Source organism: Klebsiella sp. HMSC09D12, from assembly GCF_001808475.1.
GTDB classification, from domain to species: Bacteria; Pseudomonadota; Gammaproteobacteria; order Enterobacterales; family Enterobacteriaceae; genus Klebsiella; species Klebsiella oxytoca.
In genome coordinates, this window is record NZ_KV793503.1 from 163,903 (window position 1) to 183,213 (window position 19,311).

Sequence of the window (19,311 nt, forward strand, 5' to 3'; positions counted from 1 at the left end):
GGGTTACGGTAGGCGGGCGATATTGGCTTTAATCACTTCCACAGAGCGGCGGAACTTCTCTGCTTCATCATCGGCCAGCTGCAGCTCAATGATCTGCTGTACGCCGCTTTGGGTAAGCACCGCGGGTACGCCTGCCGCCGCGCCGGTGATGCCGTACTCGCCATCCAGAATGCACGATACCGCCAGCGCACGATGGCTGCCGGTGAAAATATGGCGGCAGATTTCGGCGATAGTCCCGGCGACGCCGTATTCGGTGCAGCCTTTACCGGCGTAAATTTCAAATCCCAGCCTGCGCACCTTTTCCGCAATCCGCTCCCGGTCGAGAATTTGACCAGTATGCTTTTGGTACACATCGCCGATGGCGGCGCCGTAAACCGCTGAGTGCGACCAGACCGGAAACTGGGTGTCGCCATGCTCGCCGAGAATAAAGGCGTCGATGCTCTGCGCGCCGATATCCAGCTCCTGAGCCAGCACTCTGCGCAGGCGCGTGGTATCCAGCCAGACGCCGGTACCCAGCACCTGGCTGCGCGGCAGACCTGAAAGCCGCCATACCTGCCAGGTGATGATGTCGCAGGGGTTGGTGGCAATCAAAAAAATACCGTTGAAACCGCCGCTCATCATTTGCGGAATGAGGCTTTTTACAATTGTCGCCGTGTTGGTCAGTTCGTCCAGTCGAGTCTGGCCCGGTTTGAGCGCGCCGCCGGAAACGGTGAGCACCGCAATATCAACATCGGCGCAGTCGCTGGCTTCCCGCGAGGAAATCGTCATCATCCCCGGCATGTAGGCCGCCGCATCGCTCAGGTCCTGGGCGTGCGCTTCGGCGCGGGCTTTATTCAGGTCCACGAGGATTAACTCCTCGCAAATATTTTGATTCAACAGGGCATAGGCCGCAGAGGCGCCGACGTTGCCTGCCCCGATAATCATGACCTTGCGCGCTTTGGTATTCATGGTTTGTTCCTGATAAATGTCGTCATGACGCAAAATTACTGCCACTTTAGGGGGAAGCGCAAGCGAGGTGTGAAGCGATAAGTTAATGCTATGGCCGCCTGCGAGACGCTCCGCGCTACAGTATGGTCAAAAAGGAGCTTCTCTATGTACACAATCACCCCAACCCCGCAAAACCACCCGGATCTGATGGCCTTAATTGCCGAACTGGACGCGTATCAGCAGACGCTCTACCCGGCTGAGAGCAACCATTTGATCGACCTGAGCGCGCTACCGGCGGAGTCGGTTATTGCGCTTCTTATTCGCGATACGCAGCGCCACGCCGTCGGCTGCGGGGCGATCGTGCTCGGCGAAGAGGGGGTTGGCGAGATGAAAAGGGTGTTTATTCACCCGGCCCATCGCGGGCAGCAGCTGGGAGAACGACTGCTGGCCGCGCTGGAGGAAGAGGCGATAAATCGCGAATGCCATACCGTGCGCCTGGAAACGGGCATCCATCAGCACGCCGCCGTTGCGTTATATACGCGCAATGGCTACCAGACCCGCAGCGCCTTTGCGCCGTATCAGCCGGATCCGTTAAGCATCTTTATGGAGAAGATGCTGCTTGCCGATCTTCGTTCAGCAGCGCTATAAACGCGTCGAGCTGACGGGTTTTCGCCCCCCGCCGCCAGACCAGCCAGGTGGTCAGCCAGCGCCACTCTTCCGCCAGCGGCCAGGCGGAAACCTGCTGATGGCCCGGCATGCTCTCCAGCATACTGCGTGGGATCAGCGCCAGACCGGCGCCAGCAATGACGCAGGCCAGCATCCCGTGGTAGGACTCCATTTCATGGATGCGTCCCGGCGTGGCGCGATCGGCATGAAACCAGCTTTCAAAATGGCGGCGGTAGGAGCAGTTGGCGCGAAACGCATAGACGCTGGCGCCATTCACTTCACTGGCGCGCGCAATGGGCGGGTGGCCGAAGGGCGCGACGATCATCATCTCTTCGGGAAATACCGGTAACCCCTCAAGCCCCGGATGCACCAGCGGGCCGTCAACAAACGCCGCGCTCAGGTTTCCCTCCAGGACGCCGTCGATCATGGTGCCGGAAGGGCCGGTGGAGAGGGCCAGATGAATTTTGGGGTAACGTTGATTAAAGTGCGCCAGGGTTGGTGAAATGCGCACGGCGGCGGTACTTTCCAGCGAGCCGAGGGAAAACAGCCCCTGAGGTTCATCTCCGGCGACCACCATTCTCGCCTCATCTACCAGGGCGAGGATCTGCTGGCTATAGCGTAAAAAGCTATGCCCGGCGGGCGACAGGCGCAGACGCTGGTTTTCGCGAATAAACAACTCTACGCCGAGATCCGCCTCCAGCTGGCGAATGCGCGTGGTCAGGTTCGACGGCACGCGATGCACCTTCTGCGCGGCCTGGGTAATGCTGCCAGTGCTGGCGACGGCGTTAAACATTTCAAGCTGGGTCAGGTCCATGGCATTCTTCTTTTGTGAACAGGTTGCTTAATATTATTCATTTTTAATGAAGGGTAGGGTAAGCCAGAATAAGGTCACTTCGCAATCAACACAGAGAGATTAACGATGAATGTATCTGCCACTCATGCGGTTTCCGTGAACCCGACCACAGGTGAAACCATATCGTCTCTACCCTGGGCGAGCGAGCAAGAAGTCGATTCGGCCGTTGCCCTTGCGGAACAAGCTTATCGTCAGTGGCGCAACGTTAGCGTTGCGGAACGCGCGGCAGCGCTGCGTCATGTCGGTAACGCGATGCGCGCGCGCGGCGAAGCGCTGGCGCAAATGATTAGCCTGGAGATGGGAAAACCGATCGCTCAGGCGCGCGGGGAGGTCGCGAAATCGGCAAATCTCTGCGACTGGTATGCCGAGCACGGACCGGCGATGCTCAAAACCGAAGCGACGCTGGTTGAAGATAATAAAGCGGTCATTGAGTACCGGCCGATGGGCGCTATCCTCGCCATCATGCCCTGGAATTTCCCGGTGTGGCAGGTGCTTCGCGGCGCGGTACCGATTCTGCTGGCGGGCAACAGCTATCTGCTTAAGCATGCGCCAAACGTACTGGGAAGCGCGGCGATGATCGGTGAAATCTTTGCCGCAGCCGGCGTTCCGGCCGGGGTGTTTGGCTGGGTGAATGCCACCAACGATAGCGTTTCGCAGATGATCAACGATTCGCGTATCGCCGCGGTGACCGTTACCGGCAGCGTGCGGGCCGGGAAGGCGATTGGCGCGCAGGCCGGCGCGGCGTTGAAAAAATGCGTCCTGGAGCTGGGCGGTTCGGATCCGTTTATCGTGCTCAACGATGCCGACCTCGACGAGGCGGTGAAGGCGGCGGTGATCGGCCGCTACCAGAACACCGGGCAGGTCTGCGCCGCGGCGAAGCGTTTTATCGTCGAGGCGGGCATTGCCGAGGCCTTTACGCAGAAATTTGTCGCCGCCGTCGCCGCGCTCAAAATGGGCGATCCGCGCGATGAACAGAACTACATCGGGCCGATGGCGCGTTTCGATCTGCGCGATGAGCTGCATGAGCAGGTGCGCGCGACCTTAAAAGAAGGAGCGACCCTGCTGCTGGGCGCAGAAAAAATCGCCGGCGCGGGCAACTACTATGCGCCGACGGTGCTGGGCAACGTCACCGCTGAGATGACCGGCTTCCGCCAGGAGCTGTTTGGCCCGGTGGCGACAATTACCGAAGCTCGCGATGCCGACCACGCGCTGGCGCTGGCGAACGATAGCGAGTTTGGCCTTTCTGCAACGGTATATACCACCAGCGAAGCACAGGCCCAACGCTTTGCCGATGAGCTGGAGTGCGGCGGCGTGTTTATTAACGGCTACTGCGCCAGCGATGCCCGCGTGGCGTTCGGCGGCGTGAAGAAAAGCGGATTTGGCCGCGAGCTCTCCCATTTTGGTCTGCATGAATTCTGCAACGTACAGACCGTCTGGAGAGATCGCCGCTAGACTGCGGAAAAATCCCCGGGTTGCGGCTCACGCTTGACCCGGGCTACCGATTCGTGCGATTTGCCGGTTTGGTCGCCCTGACAGGCCCCGCTGACGAGCGACCCTTCACCCTGGCGATGCAGGAGCAACAAAGAGGCTGTTTCTTCGCGCCAGCTGCGCCTATAATTACCGCCCGAATTTTGATGTTGGCAAGGAGCCGCGCGTGGCGACGGTAATTAATAACGCAATGCTCGATGCCATTCTGGCTGAAGTCAGGCCGCTGATTGGCCGCGGTAAAGTGGCGGACTATATTCCTGCCCTGGCCAGGGTCAGCGGCGATAAGCTCGGCGTGGCAATCTGTACGGTGGACGGTCAGCACTGCAGCGCCGGTGACGCCCACGAGCGTTTCTCGATTCAATCTATCTCCAAAGTCCTCAGTCTGGTGGTGGCGATGAACCACTATCAGGAAGAGGAGATCTGGCAGCGGGTGGGTAAAGATCCCTCCGGCCAGCCTTTTAATTCGCTGTTGCAGCTGGAAATTGAGCAAGGCAAACCGCGTAACCCGTTTATTAACGCCGGGGCGCTGGTGGTCTGCGATATGCTGCAAAGCCGTCTTAGCGCGCCCCGTCAGCGGATGCTGGAAATCGTGCGGCGCCTGAGCGGGGTGAGCGATATTGCCTACGATCCGGTGGTCGCCCGCTCGGAGTTCGATCATTCGGCGCGTAATGCCGCCATTGCCTGGCTAATGAAATCCTTCGGCAACTTTCACAACGATGTTGCCACGGTACTGCAAAACTATTTTCACTACTGTTCGCTGGAGATGAGCTGCGTAGAGCTGGCGCGTACCTTTCTGTTCCTTGCCGACCGGGGTATCGCCCCGCATCTTGCGACGCCGGTTATCGCCCCCATTCAGTCGCGGCAGGTCAACGCTTTGATGATGACCAGCGGCATGTACCAGAACGCCGGTGAGTTTGCCTGGCGCGTCGGTTTACCGGCGAAATCCGGCGTCGGCGGCGGGATTGTGGCCATCGTTCCGCAGGAGATGGCGATTGCGGTCTGGAGCCCCGAGCTCGATGACGCCGGGAACTCGCTGGCCGGGATCGCTTTACTGGAAAAACTGACGCAAAAACTGGGGAGGTCGGTATTCTGATGGTGCCCATAGAAAATCTGTTCGCCCGCCTGCAGCGCTCCACTTTTCGCTCCCGCTTTCGCCTCGGCGTAAAGGAACGGCAGTATTGCTATGATAAGGGGGCGGAAGTTATCGACCAGCACGCGGCGGATTTTATCGCCAGGCGCCTGGCTCCGGCGCAAATTCCTAACGATGGCAAACAGACTCCGATGCGCGGACACCCGGTATTCATCGCCCAGCACGCCACCGCGACCTGCTGTCGCGGCTGCCTGGAAAAGTGGCACGCTATCCCTCGGGGGCGGGGCCTCAGCGAGGCAGAACAGCGCTACGTGGTGCAGGTGATTCACCACTGGCTGGTGATCCAGATGAACTCGCCGGACCGCGGCAGAGCATAATTCATCGGGCGTCGGTATATGCCTGATAATTATTCTCATGATATGATGAACCGCTAACTAATTATTAACATAATAATTGCCTGAAACAATTAGACGGATAATCATGAATGTCTCCACTGTCGATTCGGTCATTCACGCTGTTTCGTGAGGAACAACCCGTGCGTGATGCGCTGGTGTTGTTCACTTTAACGCTACTCCTGCATTTCTTTGGCGCGATGCTGCGTCTGGTACAAGAACTGTCGTTTTTCTGGCCGCTGAATGCGGTAATGGCGGGGATTTTTGCGCGTTATATCTGGCTAAATCGCAGTTATTTTTACGCCATCTGTTTTGCCGCCATGCTGGTATATGACGGTTTAACCTCGCGCTGGGGGATGGGCTTCGCCTCCTTCCTGATCAACTTCTCCAATCTCGTTTTTATTGTCACTCTGGCGCAGCTCATTTTATGGGACAAGCGCCGGACGGACTCGATGCCGGGACCGATTAACGCGCTTAGCCTGTTTTGCTACTGCCTGCTGGCGGCGCTGCTCTGCGCCGCCGTGGGCGCGTTGGGGTCGGTAGATGTCGAGCGCGCAACGTTTATCCCGCAGCTGGCGGACTGGTTTAGCGAACAGTTCTCAACCGCCGTGCTGATCCTGCCGTTTATCTTGACCCTCACGCTCCCTTCGGCGTTCGGGCGTTTTCGCCTGCGCCAGCTGCTGCCGGCGATTGCGCTGGTGCTGTCGATTGTGCTCGGCGTAGCGGTTGGCGGCGCCGGGAGCATCACCTTCCCGTTACCGGCGCTGATCTGGTGCGCTATTCGCTACCCGCTGCCGCTGACCTGTCTGCTGACCTTTATTACCGGCATTAGCGAAATTCTGCTGGTGGCGAACTCGCTTATCCACCTTTCACCCGATAGCCGGATGCAGCCGTGGCAGCTGTTTTCGACGCGTCTGGGGATCGCTGCGATGCTGATAAGCCCTGTTATCGTCGCTTCCAGCGTTGAGGCGATTAATAATCTGGTCAAACAGCTGGCCCTGCGTGCCGACTTTGACTTCCAGACTCGGGTCTATTCCCGCTCTGGGTTAAGCGAAGCGCTGAAGCGCCAGCCGATCGCGGAAAATACGCTGCTAACGGTGATGGTGCTGGATATCGACGGCTTCAAGCAGGTCAACGATCGCTGGGGACATGAATGCGGCGACTGTATGCTGGCCCAGTTTGCGCAGCAGGTGCGGCAGCTGGTGGGAGAAGAGGGCATGGTCGCGCGTATCGGCGGGGAAGAGTTTGCCGTCGCAGCGCTGACCTCATCCGGTCAGGAAGCGCGGCTGCTGGCAGAAAAAATTCGCCAGGGCATTGAAGCGCAAACTTTCACCTGGGGACAGAGCAAAATCCAGCTGACTATCAGCATGGGGCTCGAGAGCCAGCCGCTTGGCGCCGCCAGAATTACGGATCTGTTCAACCAGCTGCTGATGGCTGCCGACGATTATATGATTCAGGCGAAAAATGCCGGGCGCAATCGTATTTTTACGCAAAAGATGGCCTGAATCCTACGATAAGAAAATACGATGATAGATTTACTTGTGTTAAATATAAGTTAAAAAATATAGTGATGTGGTCAATTTCAAGGAGTTACCGATGACCACATCCTTTTCTCTGCGCACGCTTTCGCGTGACGATATTCTCGAACATCTTTCTGAATTAACCGATATCCTCGTCAGCTGCGTCAACGGCGGGGCCTCAGTGAGCTTTATGCTGCCTTTCGCCTCTGAAACCGCGACGGCGTTCTGGCTGCGAATGGCGCAGAGCGTGGCAGCCGGGGAGCGGGTCGTCATCGCCGCGGCGGATGAGCAGCAGCGGCTCGTCGGCACGGTGCAGCTCATTCTCGACCAGCCGGAAAACCAACCGCATCGCGCCGATGTCGCTAAACTTCTGGTTCACCAAAATGCGCGTCGCCTGGGTCTGGCGAATGCGCTGATGGCCAGGCTGGAAGCGATCGCGCGCGAGCAGGGCAAGAGCGTTCTGGTGCTGGATACGGCGACCGGCAGCGGAGCCGAGAATTTTTACGTGCAATGCGGTTGGGAAAAGGCCGGGGAAATTCCCCGCTATGCGCTGATGCCGGACGGCGAACTGACGGCGACATCGCTGTTCTATAAACTTTTGTAATCTCATCATAGACTGCAACCTGCCTCATTCACACGCCCCGGCAGCTGAGTTGATAAGCCGCCGGGGCTTGTCTCCCTCGCCGCGTTACCCGGCCATGTCTTCGCTCCGACTATTGCCCGATTAAACGCTGTGCAAACGGTTCACCGTTTTGTCGTGCAGAGAGAAATATTTCGGCGACAAATTTGATATTGCATACAGCTTTGATCAAAACGGGGTTTCACCTGGCTAAAAACCTGATAACTTATTGGACCAATTACTCAGGTTGTATGACTACTCTATGAGGGAACCCATTGTGAAAACACTAAACCGTCGCGATTTCCCGGGCGCGCAGTACCCTGAACGTATCATTCAGTTTGGCGAAGGCAACTTCCTGCGCGCGTTTATCGACTGGCAGATCGATCTGCTGAACGAGCATACCGACCTGAATTCCGGCGTGGTGATCGTGCGTCCGATTGAGAGCGCATTCCCGCCGTCTCTCAGCATCCAGGACGGCCTCTATACCACGATTGTTCGCGGCCTGAATGAGAAGGGCGAAGCGGTGAGCGATGCGCGTCTGATTCGATCGGTAAATCGTGAAATCAGCGCCTATGCCGATTATGAGGAGCTGCTGCGTCTGGCGCATAATCCGGATATGCGCTTTGTGTTTTCCAATACCACTGAGGCCGGGATCAGCTACCACGCCGGCGACCGCTTTGACGATGCGCCAGCGGTAAGCTATCCGGCAAAATTGACTCGCCTGCTGTTTGAACGCTACAGCCACTTCTCCGGCGCGGCGGATAAAGGTTGGGTGATCATTCCCTGCGAGCTGATTGATTACAACGGCGAGGCGCTGCGTGAACTGGTGCTGCGCTATGCCCAGGAGTGGGCGCTGCCGGAAGCGTTTATCACCTGGCTGGATGAGGCGAACGCCTTCTGTTCTACGCTCGTAGACCGTATCGTGACCGGCTATCCGCGTGATGAAGCCGCGCAGATTGAAGAACAGCTGGGGTATAAAGACGGTTTCCTCGATACCGCTGAACATTTCTACCTGTTTGTTATTCAGGGGCCGAAGTCCCTGGCCGCAGAGCTGCGTCTGGATAAGCTGCCGCTTAACGTCCTGATCGTGGACGATATTAAGCCGTATAAAGAGCGTAAAGTGGCGATTCTTAACGGCGCGCACACCGCGCTGGTGCCGGTCGCCTTCCAGGCGGGTCTCGATACCGTGGGCGAGGCGATGAACGATAAGGAAATCTGCGCTTTCGTTGAGAAAGCGATTTACCAGGAGATCATTCCTGTTCTCGACCTGCCGCGCGATGAGCTGGAGTCTTTCGCCAGTGCGGTCACTGGCCGTTTCCGCAACCCGTATATTAAGCATCAGCTGTTGTCTATCGCGCTTAATGGCATGACCAAATACCGCACCCGCATTCTGCCGCAGCTGTTGGCGGCGCAGAAGAAAGAGGGCAAGCTCCCGTCGCGCCTGACCTTCGCACTGGCAGCGCTGATCGCGTTTTATCGCGGCGAACGTAACGGTGAGAGCTATCCGGTTCAGGATGATGCTGAATGGATGGAGCGCTACAAGGCGCTATGGGCCCAGCATCGGGATGCGCAAATCACCACCGGCGAGCTGGTAAAAGCCGTACTGTCCGTTGAATCCCACTGGGAGCAGGACCTGAGCAAAGTTTCAGGCCTGGTCGAGCAGGTGACGCAGGATCTGGATGCGATTCTGCGCGACGGCATGCGCGCCGCCGTTCAGCCGCTGTGCTGATATAGCGCAGGGCGCCGCCCGACGAGCAGATAAGGACGGATTATCGGCCAGATAAGCTGCCAGCCGCCGTCCGCTCGTCATCCGGGCGCAACGCCTGAGCAGAATTAGCATTAATTTCAACCCGGCCACCGCCGGGTTATTTTTGAATCTTAATTAGTTACAACATACTTTTAGTTTTTTCTTTCACGCAGGTCTGGCAGATCGTGCAAAATGGGTCCGGCAACAAAGGTGGGGCAATTAAGAGAAAAAGATGAATTGTGTGCCGGGCGCTTGAACTAATTATTGCACCGGAAAATAATGCCTTATCAAAACGAGGAGTCGGCCCATGGTCATTGAGATTCGCGAACCCGATCGGCAGGATAAAGCACAGTGGTTATCGCTTTGGCAGGGTTATACCCGTTTCTACGGTAGCCCGCAGCCAACGGAGGTCACAGAATACACCTGGCAGCGGATGCTCGATGCCGCTTCGCCGATGCTGGGTCGTTTCGCGGTGGTGGATGGCAATGTGGTGGGCTTTGCGATTTGTATCCTCCACGAAGGAACATGGGTTAAGACGCCCATTTGCTATCTGGAAGATCTGTTTGTCGCCCCGCAGATGCGCGGGCAAGGCATCGCCAGAACCTTAATACAGGCGCTGCAAACGGAAGGAAAAGAGAAAGGGTGGTCGCGCCTGTACTGGCACACTCGCACCGACAATCCGGCACGGCGTCTGTATGATGAATTCACGCCAGCCGATGACTATGTTCGTTACCGCGTGACGCTCTGACAATCTGAGATTAAGAAGTTGTTAAGCTTTTCCCTGTAAAACAGGGGAAACGGCTCAGGAGAAACAAATATGGAAAAACGCATAGAAACGGTGGTGAATTTAATCATGTTTCTTTCGCTGTTGGCCACCGCGTGGGATCTCTCCCTGGTTCATCACCTTGCCTGGTAAATCAGACCCTACGGCGCCTGCTCCTGACGCCGTAGTATTCTCGTTCTGACTCCCTTTATTCCTTTACTTTCAGCCGCCGGGCTAACGGCGCGCGACGATAAACAGGCGCGGAAATAATAACAATACCTTTCCGTTACACTGTAACGGATAGTGCCGCTTCAACTCTTCCAGATAGCGCTTGAGAAACGCTTCGCGCTGTGGCTCATCAAGTGGCTGTAAAAATGGTCTCAGGCCCGTTGACTGCAGCCATTCGATAATGGCCTGATGCGATGCCAGCGGGTGATAGTAGGTGGTGCGCCAGATATCCACCTCGCAGCCGCAGGCAGTGAGCATATCATAATACTCCTGTACCTCTGGCAGCGGATGCCGTCCGCTGGCCGGGTGCCCAAGCTCTTCTGCAACCTGACGCATCAGGGTATGGGACGGCTCCTGCCAGTTAACGGGCATCTGCACCGCCAGTACGCCGTTTTCTGCAAGATTGCTCACCAGAAAAGGGAACAGCCGCTGATGATCCGGGAGCCATTGCAGCGAAGCATTGGCGTATATCAGATCCGCCGGACGCTCCGGGCGATAAGCGGCAATATCCGCATCAACGAACCCACAGTTCGGCAACCTTTGTGAGGCCTCTTCCAGCATTGCCGGGGAATTATCAATGCCGATAATCGTCGCGTCCGGCCAGGCATCTTGCAGCAGAGCGGTGCTGTTGCCTGGCCCGCAGCCTAAATCAACGGCCAGCGTCACGGGATGATGGGCAATGCGCGCAAGAAGCTCGGCGGCAGGCCGCGTTCGCTCAGCGCCAAATTGCAAATAGAGTGAGGGATTCCAGTCTGCCATAGTACGCTCCGGTTGCGAGAAACTCGTCCAACAGCATAGACGGCAATGTGCATCTGGCAAAGCAGCAAGTTCGGCTGAGTCATATTGTGACGTTGTCACTTCTACATGTGCCGGGCGGGTCACGGTACTCCTGTAGACAACAGGCTAGAGTATGCGCGCAATTCTCTGGTCAATGGGTATGAAATGGCTTTAATCATTAAGATGTTACTTGAGAACCGGCTTGGTAAGGACAAGGATAAACTGTTGCAGGTGAAACCTGGGCTAAGCCTTGTTGTTGAGGATGAAACCTGCCGGGTTCTGTTTGATACCGGCCCTGACGGCAGCTTTTTGCATAATGCGCAGCGCATGGGGGTTTCTTTATCTAACCTGACCGCCACGGTACTTTCTCACGGTCATTATGACCACTGCGGCGGCGTGCCGTGGCTGCCGGACAATAGCCGTATTATTTGCCATCCGCAGGTCGGGCAAACGCGCTATTCGGCGTTATCGATCGGCGGGCATCGCGTAAAGGTCAAAAAGCTGTCGCGAGAGATCGACTATTCCCGCCACCGCATGGAATACAGTCGCCAGCCGTTGGCTATCAGCGAGCGGCTGATGTGGTCAGGTGAGATCGCGGTTGCCAGGCCGCGAGCTTATGGCGTGCTGGCGGGGCTATCCCCAGCGGAGGATTATATTGCCGATGAGGGCGTACTGATTTACCGCTCGACGCGAGGCTTAATCATTATTTGCGGCTGCGGACATCGCGGCTTGATCAATACCCTTCGCCACTGTCAGAAGGTTACCGGCGTCCAGCAGATATACGCCATCATCGGCGGACTTCATCTGCGCCGCGCGCCGCCGTGGAGAATACGCCAGATAAAGCAATTTTTGCACCAGCAGAAGGTGGAGAAAGTGATGGCCTGCCATTGTACCGGTTCGTGGGGACGCTGGTGGTTATCGGCGGATAGTGCCCCGGCGACCGGCGATACGTTAGTACTGGATCAGGGATGACGTGTACGGCTGCTGATTACATATAAATAACACTTTGGCTATTTATTAAATACATCGACGCCGCGCTATACACCTTCCCCCTGGGGGAAGGTCAAACGTTAATTTTGCGATGACGTGTAAATATTTATCGAGAAACTTCATTCTATTTAACTCGCGGTTTTAATTATGTAATAGCGTTTAATTCTTTGGGCGGGTGTGCTTTAATTCAGCGGTCGTCCTATTGCGAATATTACTATGATTCAGTCACTACAGGCATTATTCAAACAAGCCACCCGACGCCGGCTTCGCATCCGCGCCGGGCTTGTTATTGCCTGTTGGTTGCTACTCAATCTACAGCTTGCCGTCGCGGCGCACCACGGCGGCCAGCAGCAGCCGGTCACGCCGCAGGTGCAAATTCATCACATCGTTGATGGCATGATGACCATGTCCGGCATGGATAACGTCGGGCAGAAAGTCATCTGTGAGAAACACTGCGACCCCGACACTGCGCAACCTAATACCTCCACCTCTCTACAGCTGAATGCATTGCCCGCCGAAACCACCCTGCTGGTGGTTTCGCCGCAGCAGGAGATTTGCGCTGAACGTATGGACTGGCACACGCCGCCCGTCACCGGTCCGACGGCTGAAATACGTTTCTGCCGTTTCAGAGAATAAAGCTCCGTTAAAAAACATCCATCAGAACTGCCCGTTCTGCGGGCGACTTTATGTTTTTTTCGGAGTATTAATTATGCGTTCGACCTCTATTTTTCTGCTTTTTACCAGCGTTCTGACCTTTTCTTTCACCGCATTTTCCGCCAGCGCGGAAGATGGCGCGATGCATCAGCATAATATGTCCGCGATGGCGGAAATGCCGGGGATGAATAAGCCCGAGAATACCGCCGCGCTTTATTCGGCAAGCGGGGTGATTAAAGCCTGGCGCGAAGATGCAGTGGTGATTGCCCATTCTCCGGTTCCCGGGCTGAACTGGCCGGCGATGACGATGAGCTTTGCGCTCGATGGACATCAAGATAAAAAGCTGCCGGTGGGACAGCAGGTCGATTTCACCTTCCGCCAGACCGACTCCGGCTACGCGCTCGTTTCGATTATCGCGCAATAATTCCGGAGTCATTATGCACATCTTAACTAAGGCGGCCTGCGGGCTGCCGCTCTTGCTGTCGCTGACGTCCACCAGCGGCTGGGCGACGACGCTCTCTGAGGCCCTGTCGGCGGCGGAAAGCTACTCTGCCGAGCTCTCCGCCAACGATCATCAGGTTAACGCTTTGAAGAATATGGCGGATTCCGCCATGGAGCTTCCCGATCCGAAGCTTAAGTTTGGTCTTGAAAACGTCCCGTTGGGGGGAAGTAACGCCAGCCGCCTGACCCGCGAGGGCATGACCATGCAGCGGATTGGCGTAATGCAGGACTACGTCAGCAGCACCAAGCGCGAGCGCAAAGCCGACTCGATAACCGCCGACGCGCGACGAACCGCCGCCAACGCCGATGTTATCCGCGCCAGGCTACAGCGGGAAACCGCTCAGGCGTGGCTGGCGTTGGCGGTAGCGCAGAAGTCGCTGCGCTCGGTACAGGCGCTGATTAGCGAAACCTCCCGGCAAATTGGCGTGCATAAGGCGGCCGTCAGCAGCGCCAGCGCTACCCCCGGCAGCGTGCTCGACGTCGAACTGGCGCTCAATGCTATGAAAAATGAGCAAGATAACGCCCGGCGCGATGTGCAGATCGCTCAGGCGCGTCTGATGCAGCTAACCGGTAAGGATATCCGCGTTATTTCCGGCCCGCTGCCGCGCATTGAGCGCCTGCCTGCCGATGAAGCGACCTTAATTGAGGGGATAAAACTTCATCCAGAAGTGATTCAGGCCGCGCGTGAGGCTGATCTGGCTAAAGCAAAATCCGGGCAGTCGGAAGTGGCGGCGATCCCCGACGTAGGCGTTGAGGTGTATTACGCCAGACGCGGAGATGACTATGACGACATGGTCGGCGTTATGTTTACCGTCGATTTGCCGGTTTTTCAGGGTAAACGTCAGGATAAAGACCACGCTGCGGATGTCTCCCGAACCTATGAAGCCAACGATCGGTTGACCTTATTGATGCGCGAGCATCAGGCGCAGCAGTATCAGCTGATCGCGCAGTATAACGCCGCGAAAGCCATTTACGATCGCCAGCAAAGCGAGGTCCTGCCGCTGCTGCGCAAGAAGGTGAGTCTCGTCAATGCCCAGTATCGGGGCGGCAGCTCCGCGCTGCCTGAACTGCTCGCCGCCCGTCGCGACCTGCTGAACGGGGAAATCGCCAGCAACAACGCCGAGAAAGCGCTCGCTGACGCGTGGGCCGCCGTTCGCTACCTTATTCCACAGGATGTTAAATAATGAAGCTGAAAACTGCTTTTACCCTTGTGGCGCTGGCCGTCGCTCTTGCCGCCGCGGGCGGATACTGGCTGGGATCGCGGAACGCCTCGACTGTCACTCCGGGCGGAACCGAAACGGCTGCGGGACGCAAAGTGCTCTACTGGTACGACCCGATGACCCCCGGTACCCGTTTTGATAAACCGGGCAAATCGCCGTTTATGGATATGGACCTGGTTCCGCGTTATGCCGATGAAGAGGCTGACGATGATGCGGGAGGGGTGAAGATTAGCACCCGCCAGCAGCAAAATCTTGGCGTACGCACGGCGAGCGTTTCCCGTCAGCCACTGGCGCCGGAGCTTAACGCTTTTGCTACCGTCGCCGTGGACGAACGCGGCGTCGAGACGGTGCCGGCGCTGGCCAACGGCTTGATTGAGAAACTCTACGTTAACGCCTCTCAGCAGTTTGTGAAAAAGAACGAGGCGCTGGCCGAACTGTGGATCCCGCAGTGGGCGGCGGCGCAGCAGGAGTATCTGGCGGTGAGGCGGCTGGGCGACAGCGGGCTGACCGCCGCCGCTCGCGATCGTCTGCAGCTGCAGTTTATGCCGGAAGCGATTATCCACAGCGTTGAGCGCAGCGGGAAACCGCAAACCCGGATGACGGTACGCGCGCCGCACGATGGTTATGTCAGCAAGCTGGATGTGCGCACCGGCGCGCAGGTCACCCCAGCCCAGCCGCTGTTCGAGCTGGCCCGCCTCGACCCGGTATGGGTCGTGATTGATTATCCGCAAAGCCAGGCCAGCCTGCTGCGCGTGGGTAGCCGGGTGACGGCGACCACCGGCAGTTGGCCCGGGAGCGTTTTTCAGGGCTCCGTGCGCGAGCTACTTCCCGATCTGGAAGCGACCACCCGCACCTTAAAGGCCCGGGTAGTTTTGAACAATCCGCAGCATCAGCTCAAACCCGGTATGTACCTGAACGTTCAGCTGGCCGAGGCGCATCAGGCGCGCGCCGTTCTGACCATCCCTGAAGAGGCATTGATTGCCACGGGTAGCAGCAATCGGGTGTTAATTGCCGATGGCGAGGGGCATTTTCGTCCGGTCGAAGCGATCGTCGGGCGCACGCAAAATGGTCTGGTCGAGATAAAATCCGGCCTCAAAGAGGGCCAGAAGGTGGTCACCTCCGGACAGTTCCTGATTGACTCCGAAGCGAGCCTGCGCAGCGCGCTGCCGCAAATGGCCGGGGAGGATCCGCAGGAAAAAAGCTATACCACGCAAGGGGTCATCAAAGCTGTAACCGATGGGGCGGTGACCATCGCCCACCAGCCGGTGCCGGCGCTGAAGTGGCCGGCGATGATCATGGATTTTGCCATTACGCCGCAGCAGCAGGGACAGATGCGCCCCGGCGAGTCGGTTATGTTTAGCTTCGTCCTGACCGACGATGGAGCGCGAGTCACCTCGATGATGCCGATGAACGGCGCTAAGGAGCAGCCATGATTGCCGCCGTTATCCGCTGGTCGTTACGCAACCGTCTGCTGGTACTGCTGGCGTCGCTGATTATGGCCGCCTGGGGCGTCTGGTCGATACAGCAGGCGCCGCTGGATGCGCTACCGGATCTCTCCGATACCCAGGTGATTATTCGCGTAAGCTATCCGGGAAAAGCGCCGCAAATTGTCGAAGATCAGGTGACCTATCCGCTGACCACCACCATGCTGTCGGTGCCGGGGGCGAAAACCGTGCGCGGTTTTTCCAGCTCCCGCGTGCTGGAGTACCTGAGCCAGATCCAGAGCAGCCTGCCGCCGGAAGCGAAAGCTTCGCTGGGGCCGGATGCTACCGGCGTTGGCTGGGTGTTTGAATATGTGCTTACCGATAAAAGCGGTCAGCATAGCCTCGGGGATTTGCGAGCGATTCAGGACTGGATCCTGAAATATGAACTGAAAACCGTGCCGGACGTATCGGAGGTCGCCAGCGTCGGCGGAATGGTCAAAGAGTATCAGGTGATCCTTAATCCTGACCGCCTGCGGGCCCTGAACGTTACCCACGAACAGGTTATCAGCGCGATTCAGAGCGCCAACCAGGAGGGCGGCGGCTCGGTACTGGAACTGGGTGAAGCTGAATATATGGTGCGCACCACCGGCTATCTGAAGTCCATCGACGACTTTAAGCAGGTCGTTATCGCTGCGCGTGACGGTGTGCCGGTGCTGCTGTCCGACGTTGCCAGCGTGCGCCGGGGGCCGGCGATCCGGCGCGGCGTCGCCGAGCTCAACGGTGAAGGCGAAGTGGCCGGGGGAATCATCATTATGCGTTCGGGCAAAAATGCCCTGACCACCATTAATGCGGTGAAGGCGAAACTGGCTGAGGTGCAAAAAAGCCTGCCCGCAGGGGTAGAAATAGTGCCGGTTTATGACCGTTCGCAGCTGATTAAAAATTCAGTCGAAACCCTGACCCACAAGCTTATCGAAGAGTTTATCGTTGTGGCGGTGGTCTGCTCGCTGTTTCTGTTCCATTTCCGCAGCGCGCTGGTGGCGATGATCACGCTGCCGCTGGGGATCCTCGGCGCATTTATCGTGATGCACTATCAGGGCGTCAGCGCCAATATGATGTCGCTTGGCGGAATTGCGATCGCCATCGGAGCCATGGTCGATGCGGCAATCGTAATGATTGAAAATATGCATAAGGTGCTGGAGCAGTGGCGGTATGAGCATCCTGAGCGCCAGCCGTCTTCCGCCGACTACTGGCAAATTGCCCTACATGCGGCATCGGAGGTGGGGCCCGCGCTGTTTTGCAGCCTGCTGATCATTACCCTGTCGTTTATTCCGGTATTCACCCTCGAGGCGCAGGAGGGCAAGATGTTCTCGCCGTTGGCTTTCACCAAAACCTGGTCGATGGCGGTGGCCGCCGGGCTTGGGATCACCCTGGTTCCGGTGCTGATGGGCTACTTTATTCGCGGCAAAATCCCTGATGAGGCCGCTAATCCGCTCAACCGCTGGCTGATACGCGCCTATGAGCCGCTGCTGGATAAGGTCTTGCAGTGGCCGAAGGCAACGCTGGCGGCGGCGGGCCTGCTGCTGGTCGCCACGCTATGGCCGCTGGCGCAGCTCGGCAGCGAATTCCTGCCGCAAATCGACGAGGGCGACCTGCTGTATATGCCATCCACGCTGCCGGGGATCTCCAGCCGCGAAGCCGCCCGCCTGCTGCAGCAGACCGACCGTCTGATCAAGACGATTCCTGAAGTACAAAGCGTGTTCGGCAAGGCCGGTCGGGCGGAGAGCGCCACCGATCCGGCGCCGCTGACCATGCTGGAAACCACCATTCAGTTCAAGCCGAAAAGCGAATGGCGGCCCGGTATGACCATGGATAAGCTGATCGGCGAACTGGACAGTGCGGTAAAAGTGCCGGGCATCGCCAACGTCTGGGTACCGCCGATTCGCAATCGCCTGGATATGCTGGCGACCGGCATTAAAAGCCCGGTCGGCATCAAAGTGAACGGCAACAATCTGGCGGAGATCGAAAAAACCGCTGAGGAGATTGAGCGCATCGTGCGTCATGTCCCGGGGGTGACCTCGGCGCTGGCGGAGCGCCTTGACGGCGGTCGCTATATCGATATCGCTATCGATCGGCTGAAAGCCGCCCGCTACGGCGTGTCGGTGAAGGAGCTGCAATCGGTCGTCGCCAGCGTGGTGGGCGGCGATAACATTGGCGAGACTATCGAGGGGCGTGAACGCTATCCGATAAACGTGCGCTATCCGCGCGAAATGCGCGACTCGCTGCAGAAGCTGCGCGATCTGCCGGTGGTAACCAGCAGCGGGGCGCAGGTGACGCTCGCCGAGCTGGCGGATATTGCTATCACCGATGGCCCGCCGATGCTAAAAAGCGAAAACGCCCGTCTGTCGGACTGGATCTACGTCGACATTCGCGGGCGCGATCTGAAATCCGCGGTTGATGAAATGCAGCGCGAGGTCAGCAAACAGGTCAGGCTGCCGGATGGCATCTCGCTGACGTGGTCCGGGCAGTACGAGTATCTGGAACGCGCTACCGCGAAGCTCAAAATCGTGCTGCCGTTTACTCTGATGATTATCTTTATCCTGCTTTACGTCACCTTCGGTCGCGTTAAAGATGCGCTGTTGATTATGGGCACGTTGCCGTTTTCGCTGATCGGCGGCGTCTGGTTGCTCTGGCTGCTGGGCTATAACCTGTCGGTGGCCGCCGCCGTTGGCTTTATTGCGCTTGCCGGCGTGGCCGCGGAGTTCGGGGTAATTATGGTGCTCTATTTAAACCAGGCGCTCGCGAAGCGGCGCGGTGAGCTTAATGACCGGACGCTCAACGAAGCGATACACGAAGGAGCCGTGCTGCGCGTGCGCCCGAAAGTAATGACCGTCGCGACGATTATGGCCGGGCTGCTGCCGATTATGTGGGGTGGCGGTACAGGTTCAGAAGTGATGCAGCGTATTGCCGCGCCGATGATCGGCGGGATGATCACCGCGCCGCTGCTGTCGATGCTGGTGATCCCGGCGGTCTATCTTCTGACGCACCGCAACAAACCCTAAAGTGCAACGCCCGGGCCAGGCGGCTCGGGCGTGAATCAGTCGGCGTTTTTGAGATCGGACGCGCGTTTGGCGGTGGCGTAGACAAAGTCCAGCATCGGCTCGAGGTCGGTATCGTAGCCGGCCTGAATGATTTTGCCCCGCAGCCATTCGATCTCACTGGTAATATCCGGGTGAAAGATATTGTTGTCCTGCGCTTTGCGTAGCCACTTGAGCAGGAAATTATTTTTCCCGCGGATACCGCCCGATTTCTTCGATTTTGCGTGTATTTTCAGCGCCACCAGAATGCAGTAATAGAAATGAACGCGCTGATTAAAACTTTGGTGCATGTCTTTTATTCCCGCCAGAATCAGGTTGCGGCCGGGCATGGACCTTAAACATGCGGTCTCTGATATT

Annotated in this window: 18 protein-coding genes; 14 read left to right on the forward strand and 4 right to left on the reverse strand. The window is 57.6% G+C overall.

Annotated features, from left to right (window positions below):
* Positions 1-3: 3 nt before the first annotated feature.
* Positions 4-948 (reverse strand): L-lactate dehydrogenase, encoded by a 945-nt coding sequence (locus HMPREF3178_RS23255; protein WP_004102319.1) that lies wholly within the window; start codon positions 946-948, stop codon positions 4-6.
* A 144-nt stretch (positions 949-1,092) separates the two neighbouring features.
* On the opposite strand from HMPREF3178_RS23255, the gene HMPREF3178_RS23260 reads away from it, so the two are divergent.
* A complete protein-coding gene (locus tag HMPREF3178_RS23260; RefSeq protein WP_004113275.1) occupies positions 1,093-1,575 on the forward strand; it encodes a GNAT family N-acetyltransferase in 483 nt (160 codons plus the stop codon).
* On the opposite strand, the gene ptrR is transcribed toward HMPREF3178_RS23260, so the two are convergent.
* The gene (gene ptrR / locus HMPREF3178_RS23265) at positions 1,529-2,407 is read right to left on the reverse strand and encodes a putrescine utilization regulator PtrR (RefSeq protein WP_004102317.1); all 879 of its coding nucleotides are present in this window, start codon (positions 2,405-2,407) and stop codon (positions 1,529-1,531) included. The two genes, HMPREF3178_RS23260 and ptrR, sit on opposite strands and share 47 nt — an antisense overlap.
* 105 nt (positions 2,408-2,512) lie before the next feature.
* Here ptrR and sad point away from each other — a divergent pair, with 105 nt between their 5' ends.
* The 7 genes from sad to HMPREF3178_RS23300 all read left to right on the forward strand — a co-directional run bounded on the left by sad (position 2,513) and on the right by HMPREF3178_RS23300 (position 10,050).
* Positions 2,513-3,898, forward strand: a complete 1,386-nt coding sequence (sad, locus tag HMPREF3178_RS23270) for a succinate-semialdehyde dehydrogenase (RefSeq protein WP_016808767.1) — start codon at positions 2,513-2,515, stop codon at positions 3,896-3,898.
* 202 nt (positions 3,899-4,100) lie between these two features.
* Positions 4,101-5,027 (forward strand): glutaminase B, encoded by a 927-nt coding sequence (glsB, locus tag HMPREF3178_RS23275; RefSeq protein WP_004102315.1) that lies wholly within the window; start codon positions 4,101-4,103, stop codon positions 5,025-5,027.
* A complete protein-coding gene (locus tag HMPREF3178_RS23280) occupies positions 5,027-5,401 on the forward strand; it encodes a DUF4186 domain-containing protein (RefSeq protein ID WP_004102313.1) in 375 nt (124 codons plus the stop codon). Before glsB ends, HMPREF3178_RS23280 begins: the two co-directional genes overlap by 1 nt.
* Before the next feature lie 107 nt (positions 5,402-5,508).
* The gene (locus HMPREF3178_RS23285) at positions 5,509-6,921 is read left to right on the forward strand and encodes a GGDEF domain-containing protein (RefSeq protein WP_004113265.1); all 1,413 of its coding nucleotides are present in this window, start codon (positions 5,509-5,511) and stop codon (positions 6,919-6,921) included.
* A gap of 91 nt (positions 6,922-7,012) precedes the next feature.
* Complete coding sequence (locus HMPREF3178_RS23290; protein ID WP_017145810.1) at positions 7,013-7,540, forward strand: GNAT family N-acetyltransferase; 528 nt, start codon at positions 7,013-7,015, stop codon at positions 7,538-7,540.
* Positions 7,541-7,832: 292 nt separating this feature from the next.
* The gene (locus HMPREF3178_RS23295; RefSeq protein WP_004102307.1) at positions 7,833-9,284 is read left to right on the forward strand and encodes a tagaturonate reductase; all 1,452 of its coding nucleotides are present in this window, start codon (positions 7,833-7,835) and stop codon (positions 9,282-9,284) included.
* A 325-nt stretch (positions 9,285-9,609) separates the two neighbouring features.
* Positions 9,610-10,050: a GNAT family N-acetyltransferase gene (locus tag HMPREF3178_RS23300; RefSeq protein ID WP_004102305.1), complete on the forward strand. Its 441-nt coding sequence runs from the start codon at positions 9,610-9,612 to the stop codon at positions 10,048-10,050.
* A 249-nt stretch (positions 10,051-10,299) separates the two neighbouring features.
* Here HMPREF3178_RS23300 and tam read toward each other — a convergent pair whose 3' ends face one another.
* Positions 10,300-11,052 (reverse strand): trans-aconitate 2-methyltransferase, encoded by a 753-nt coding sequence (tam, locus tag HMPREF3178_RS23305; protein ID WP_004102301.1) that lies wholly within the window; start codon positions 11,050-11,052, stop codon positions 10,300-10,302.
* Between the two features lie 183 nt (positions 11,053-11,235).
* Between tam and HMPREF3178_RS23310 the strand changes: the two genes are divergently transcribed.
* The 6 genes from HMPREF3178_RS23310 to HMPREF3178_RS23335 all read left to right on the forward strand — a co-directional run bounded on the left by HMPREF3178_RS23310 (position 11,236) and on the right by HMPREF3178_RS23335 (position 18,918).
* A complete protein-coding gene (locus tag HMPREF3178_RS23310) occupies positions 11,236-12,042 on the forward strand; it encodes an MBL fold metallo-hydrolase (RefSeq protein ID WP_016808762.1) in 807 nt (268 codons plus the stop codon).
* Between the two features lie 234 nt (positions 12,043-12,276).
* Complete coding sequence (locus HMPREF3178_RS23315; protein ID WP_017145811.1) at positions 12,277-12,696, forward strand: hypothetical protein; 420 nt, start codon at positions 12,277-12,279, stop codon at positions 12,694-12,696.
* 73 nt (positions 12,697-12,769) lie between these two features.
* On the forward strand, positions 12,770-13,138 hold the full coding sequence (locus HMPREF3178_RS23320; protein WP_004102295.1) for a copper-binding protein: 369 nt from the start codon (positions 12,770-12,772) through the stop codon (positions 13,136-13,138).
* 13 nt (positions 13,139-13,151) lie between these two features.
* The gene (locus tag HMPREF3178_RS23325; RefSeq protein WP_004102293.1) at positions 13,152-14,399 is read left to right on the forward strand and encodes a TolC family protein; all 1,248 of its coding nucleotides are present in this window, start codon (positions 13,152-13,154) and stop codon (positions 14,397-14,399) included.
* Positions 14,399-15,868 carry an efflux RND transporter periplasmic adaptor subunit gene (locus HMPREF3178_RS23330; protein WP_004102291.1) on the forward strand — a complete coding sequence of 490 codons (1,470 nt, stop codon included), beginning with the start codon at positions 14,399-14,401 and terminating at the stop codon, positions 15,866-15,868. Before HMPREF3178_RS23325 ends, HMPREF3178_RS23330 begins: the two co-directional genes overlap by 1 nt.
* On the forward strand, positions 15,865-18,918 hold the full coding sequence (locus HMPREF3178_RS23335) for an efflux RND transporter permease subunit (RefSeq protein WP_017145812.1): 3,054 nt from the start codon (positions 15,865-15,867) through the stop codon (positions 18,916-18,918). Before HMPREF3178_RS23330 ends, HMPREF3178_RS23335 begins: the two co-directional genes overlap by 4 nt.
* A 35-nt stretch (positions 18,919-18,953) precedes the next feature.
* On the opposite strand, the gene HMPREF3178_RS23340 is transcribed toward HMPREF3178_RS23335, so the two are convergent.
* Positions 18,954-19,244 (reverse strand): hypothetical protein, encoded by a 291-nt coding sequence (locus HMPREF3178_RS23340; RefSeq protein WP_026055937.1) that lies wholly within the window; start codon positions 19,242-19,244, stop codon positions 18,954-18,956.
* Between the last annotated feature and the right edge of the window lie 67 nt (positions 19,245-19,311).

Coding starts and splice junctions, on each gene's coding strand:
- HMPREF3178_RS23255 (WP_004102319.1), bottom strand. CDS start 948: ATGAATACCAAAGCGCGCAAGGTCATGATTATCGGGGCAGGCAACGTC.
- HMPREF3178_RS23260 (WP_004113275.1), top strand. CDS start 1,093: ATGTACACAATCACCCCAACCCCGCAAAACCACCCGGATCTGATGGCC.
- ptrR (WP_004102317.1), bottom strand. CDS start 2,407: ATGGACCTGACCCAGCTTGAAATGTTTAACGCCGTCGCCAGCACTGGC.
- sad (WP_016808767.1), top strand. CDS start 2,513: ATGAATGTATCTGCCACTCATGCGGTTTCCGTGAACCCGACCACAGGT.
- HMPREF3178_RS23280 (WP_004102313.1), top strand. CDS start 5,027: ATGGTGCCCATAGAAAATCTGTTCGCCCGCCTGCAGCGCTCCACTTTT.
- HMPREF3178_RS23285 (WP_004113265.1), top strand. CDS start 5,509: ATGTCTCCACTGTCGATTCGGTCATTCACGCTGTTTCGTGAGGAACAA.
- HMPREF3178_RS23290 (WP_017145810.1), top strand. CDS start 7,013: ATGACCACATCCTTTTCTCTGCGCACGCTTTCGCGTGACGATATTCTC.
- HMPREF3178_RS23300 (WP_004102305.1), top strand. CDS start 9,610: ATGGTCATTGAGATTCGCGAACCCGATCGGCAGGATAAAGCACAGTGG.
- tam (WP_004102301.1), bottom strand. CDS start 11,052: ATGGCAGACTGGAATCCCTCACTCTATTTGCAATTTGGCGCTGAGCGA.
- HMPREF3178_RS23310 (WP_016808762.1), top strand. CDS start 11,236: ATGGCTTTAATCATTAAGATGTTACTTGAGAACCGGCTTGGTAAGGAC.
- HMPREF3178_RS23315 (WP_017145811.1), top strand. CDS start 12,277: ATGATTCAGTCACTACAGGCATTATTCAAACAAGCCACCCGACGCCGG.
- HMPREF3178_RS23320 (WP_004102295.1), top strand. CDS start 12,770: ATGCGTTCGACCTCTATTTTTCTGCTTTTTACCAGCGTTCTGACCTTT.
- HMPREF3178_RS23325 (WP_004102293.1), top strand. CDS start 13,152: ATGCACATCTTAACTAAGGCGGCCTGCGGGCTGCCGCTCTTGCTGTCG.
- HMPREF3178_RS23330 (WP_004102291.1), top strand. CDS start 14,399: ATGAAGCTGAAAACTGCTTTTACCCTTGTGGCGCTGGCCGTCGCTCTT.
- HMPREF3178_RS23335 (WP_017145812.1), top strand. CDS start 15,865: ATGATTGCCGCCGTTATCCGCTGGTCGTTACGCAACCGTCTGCTGGTA.
- HMPREF3178_RS23340 (WP_026055937.1), bottom strand. CDS start 19,244: ATGCACCAAAGTTTTAATCAGCGCGTTCATTTCTATTACTGCATTCTG.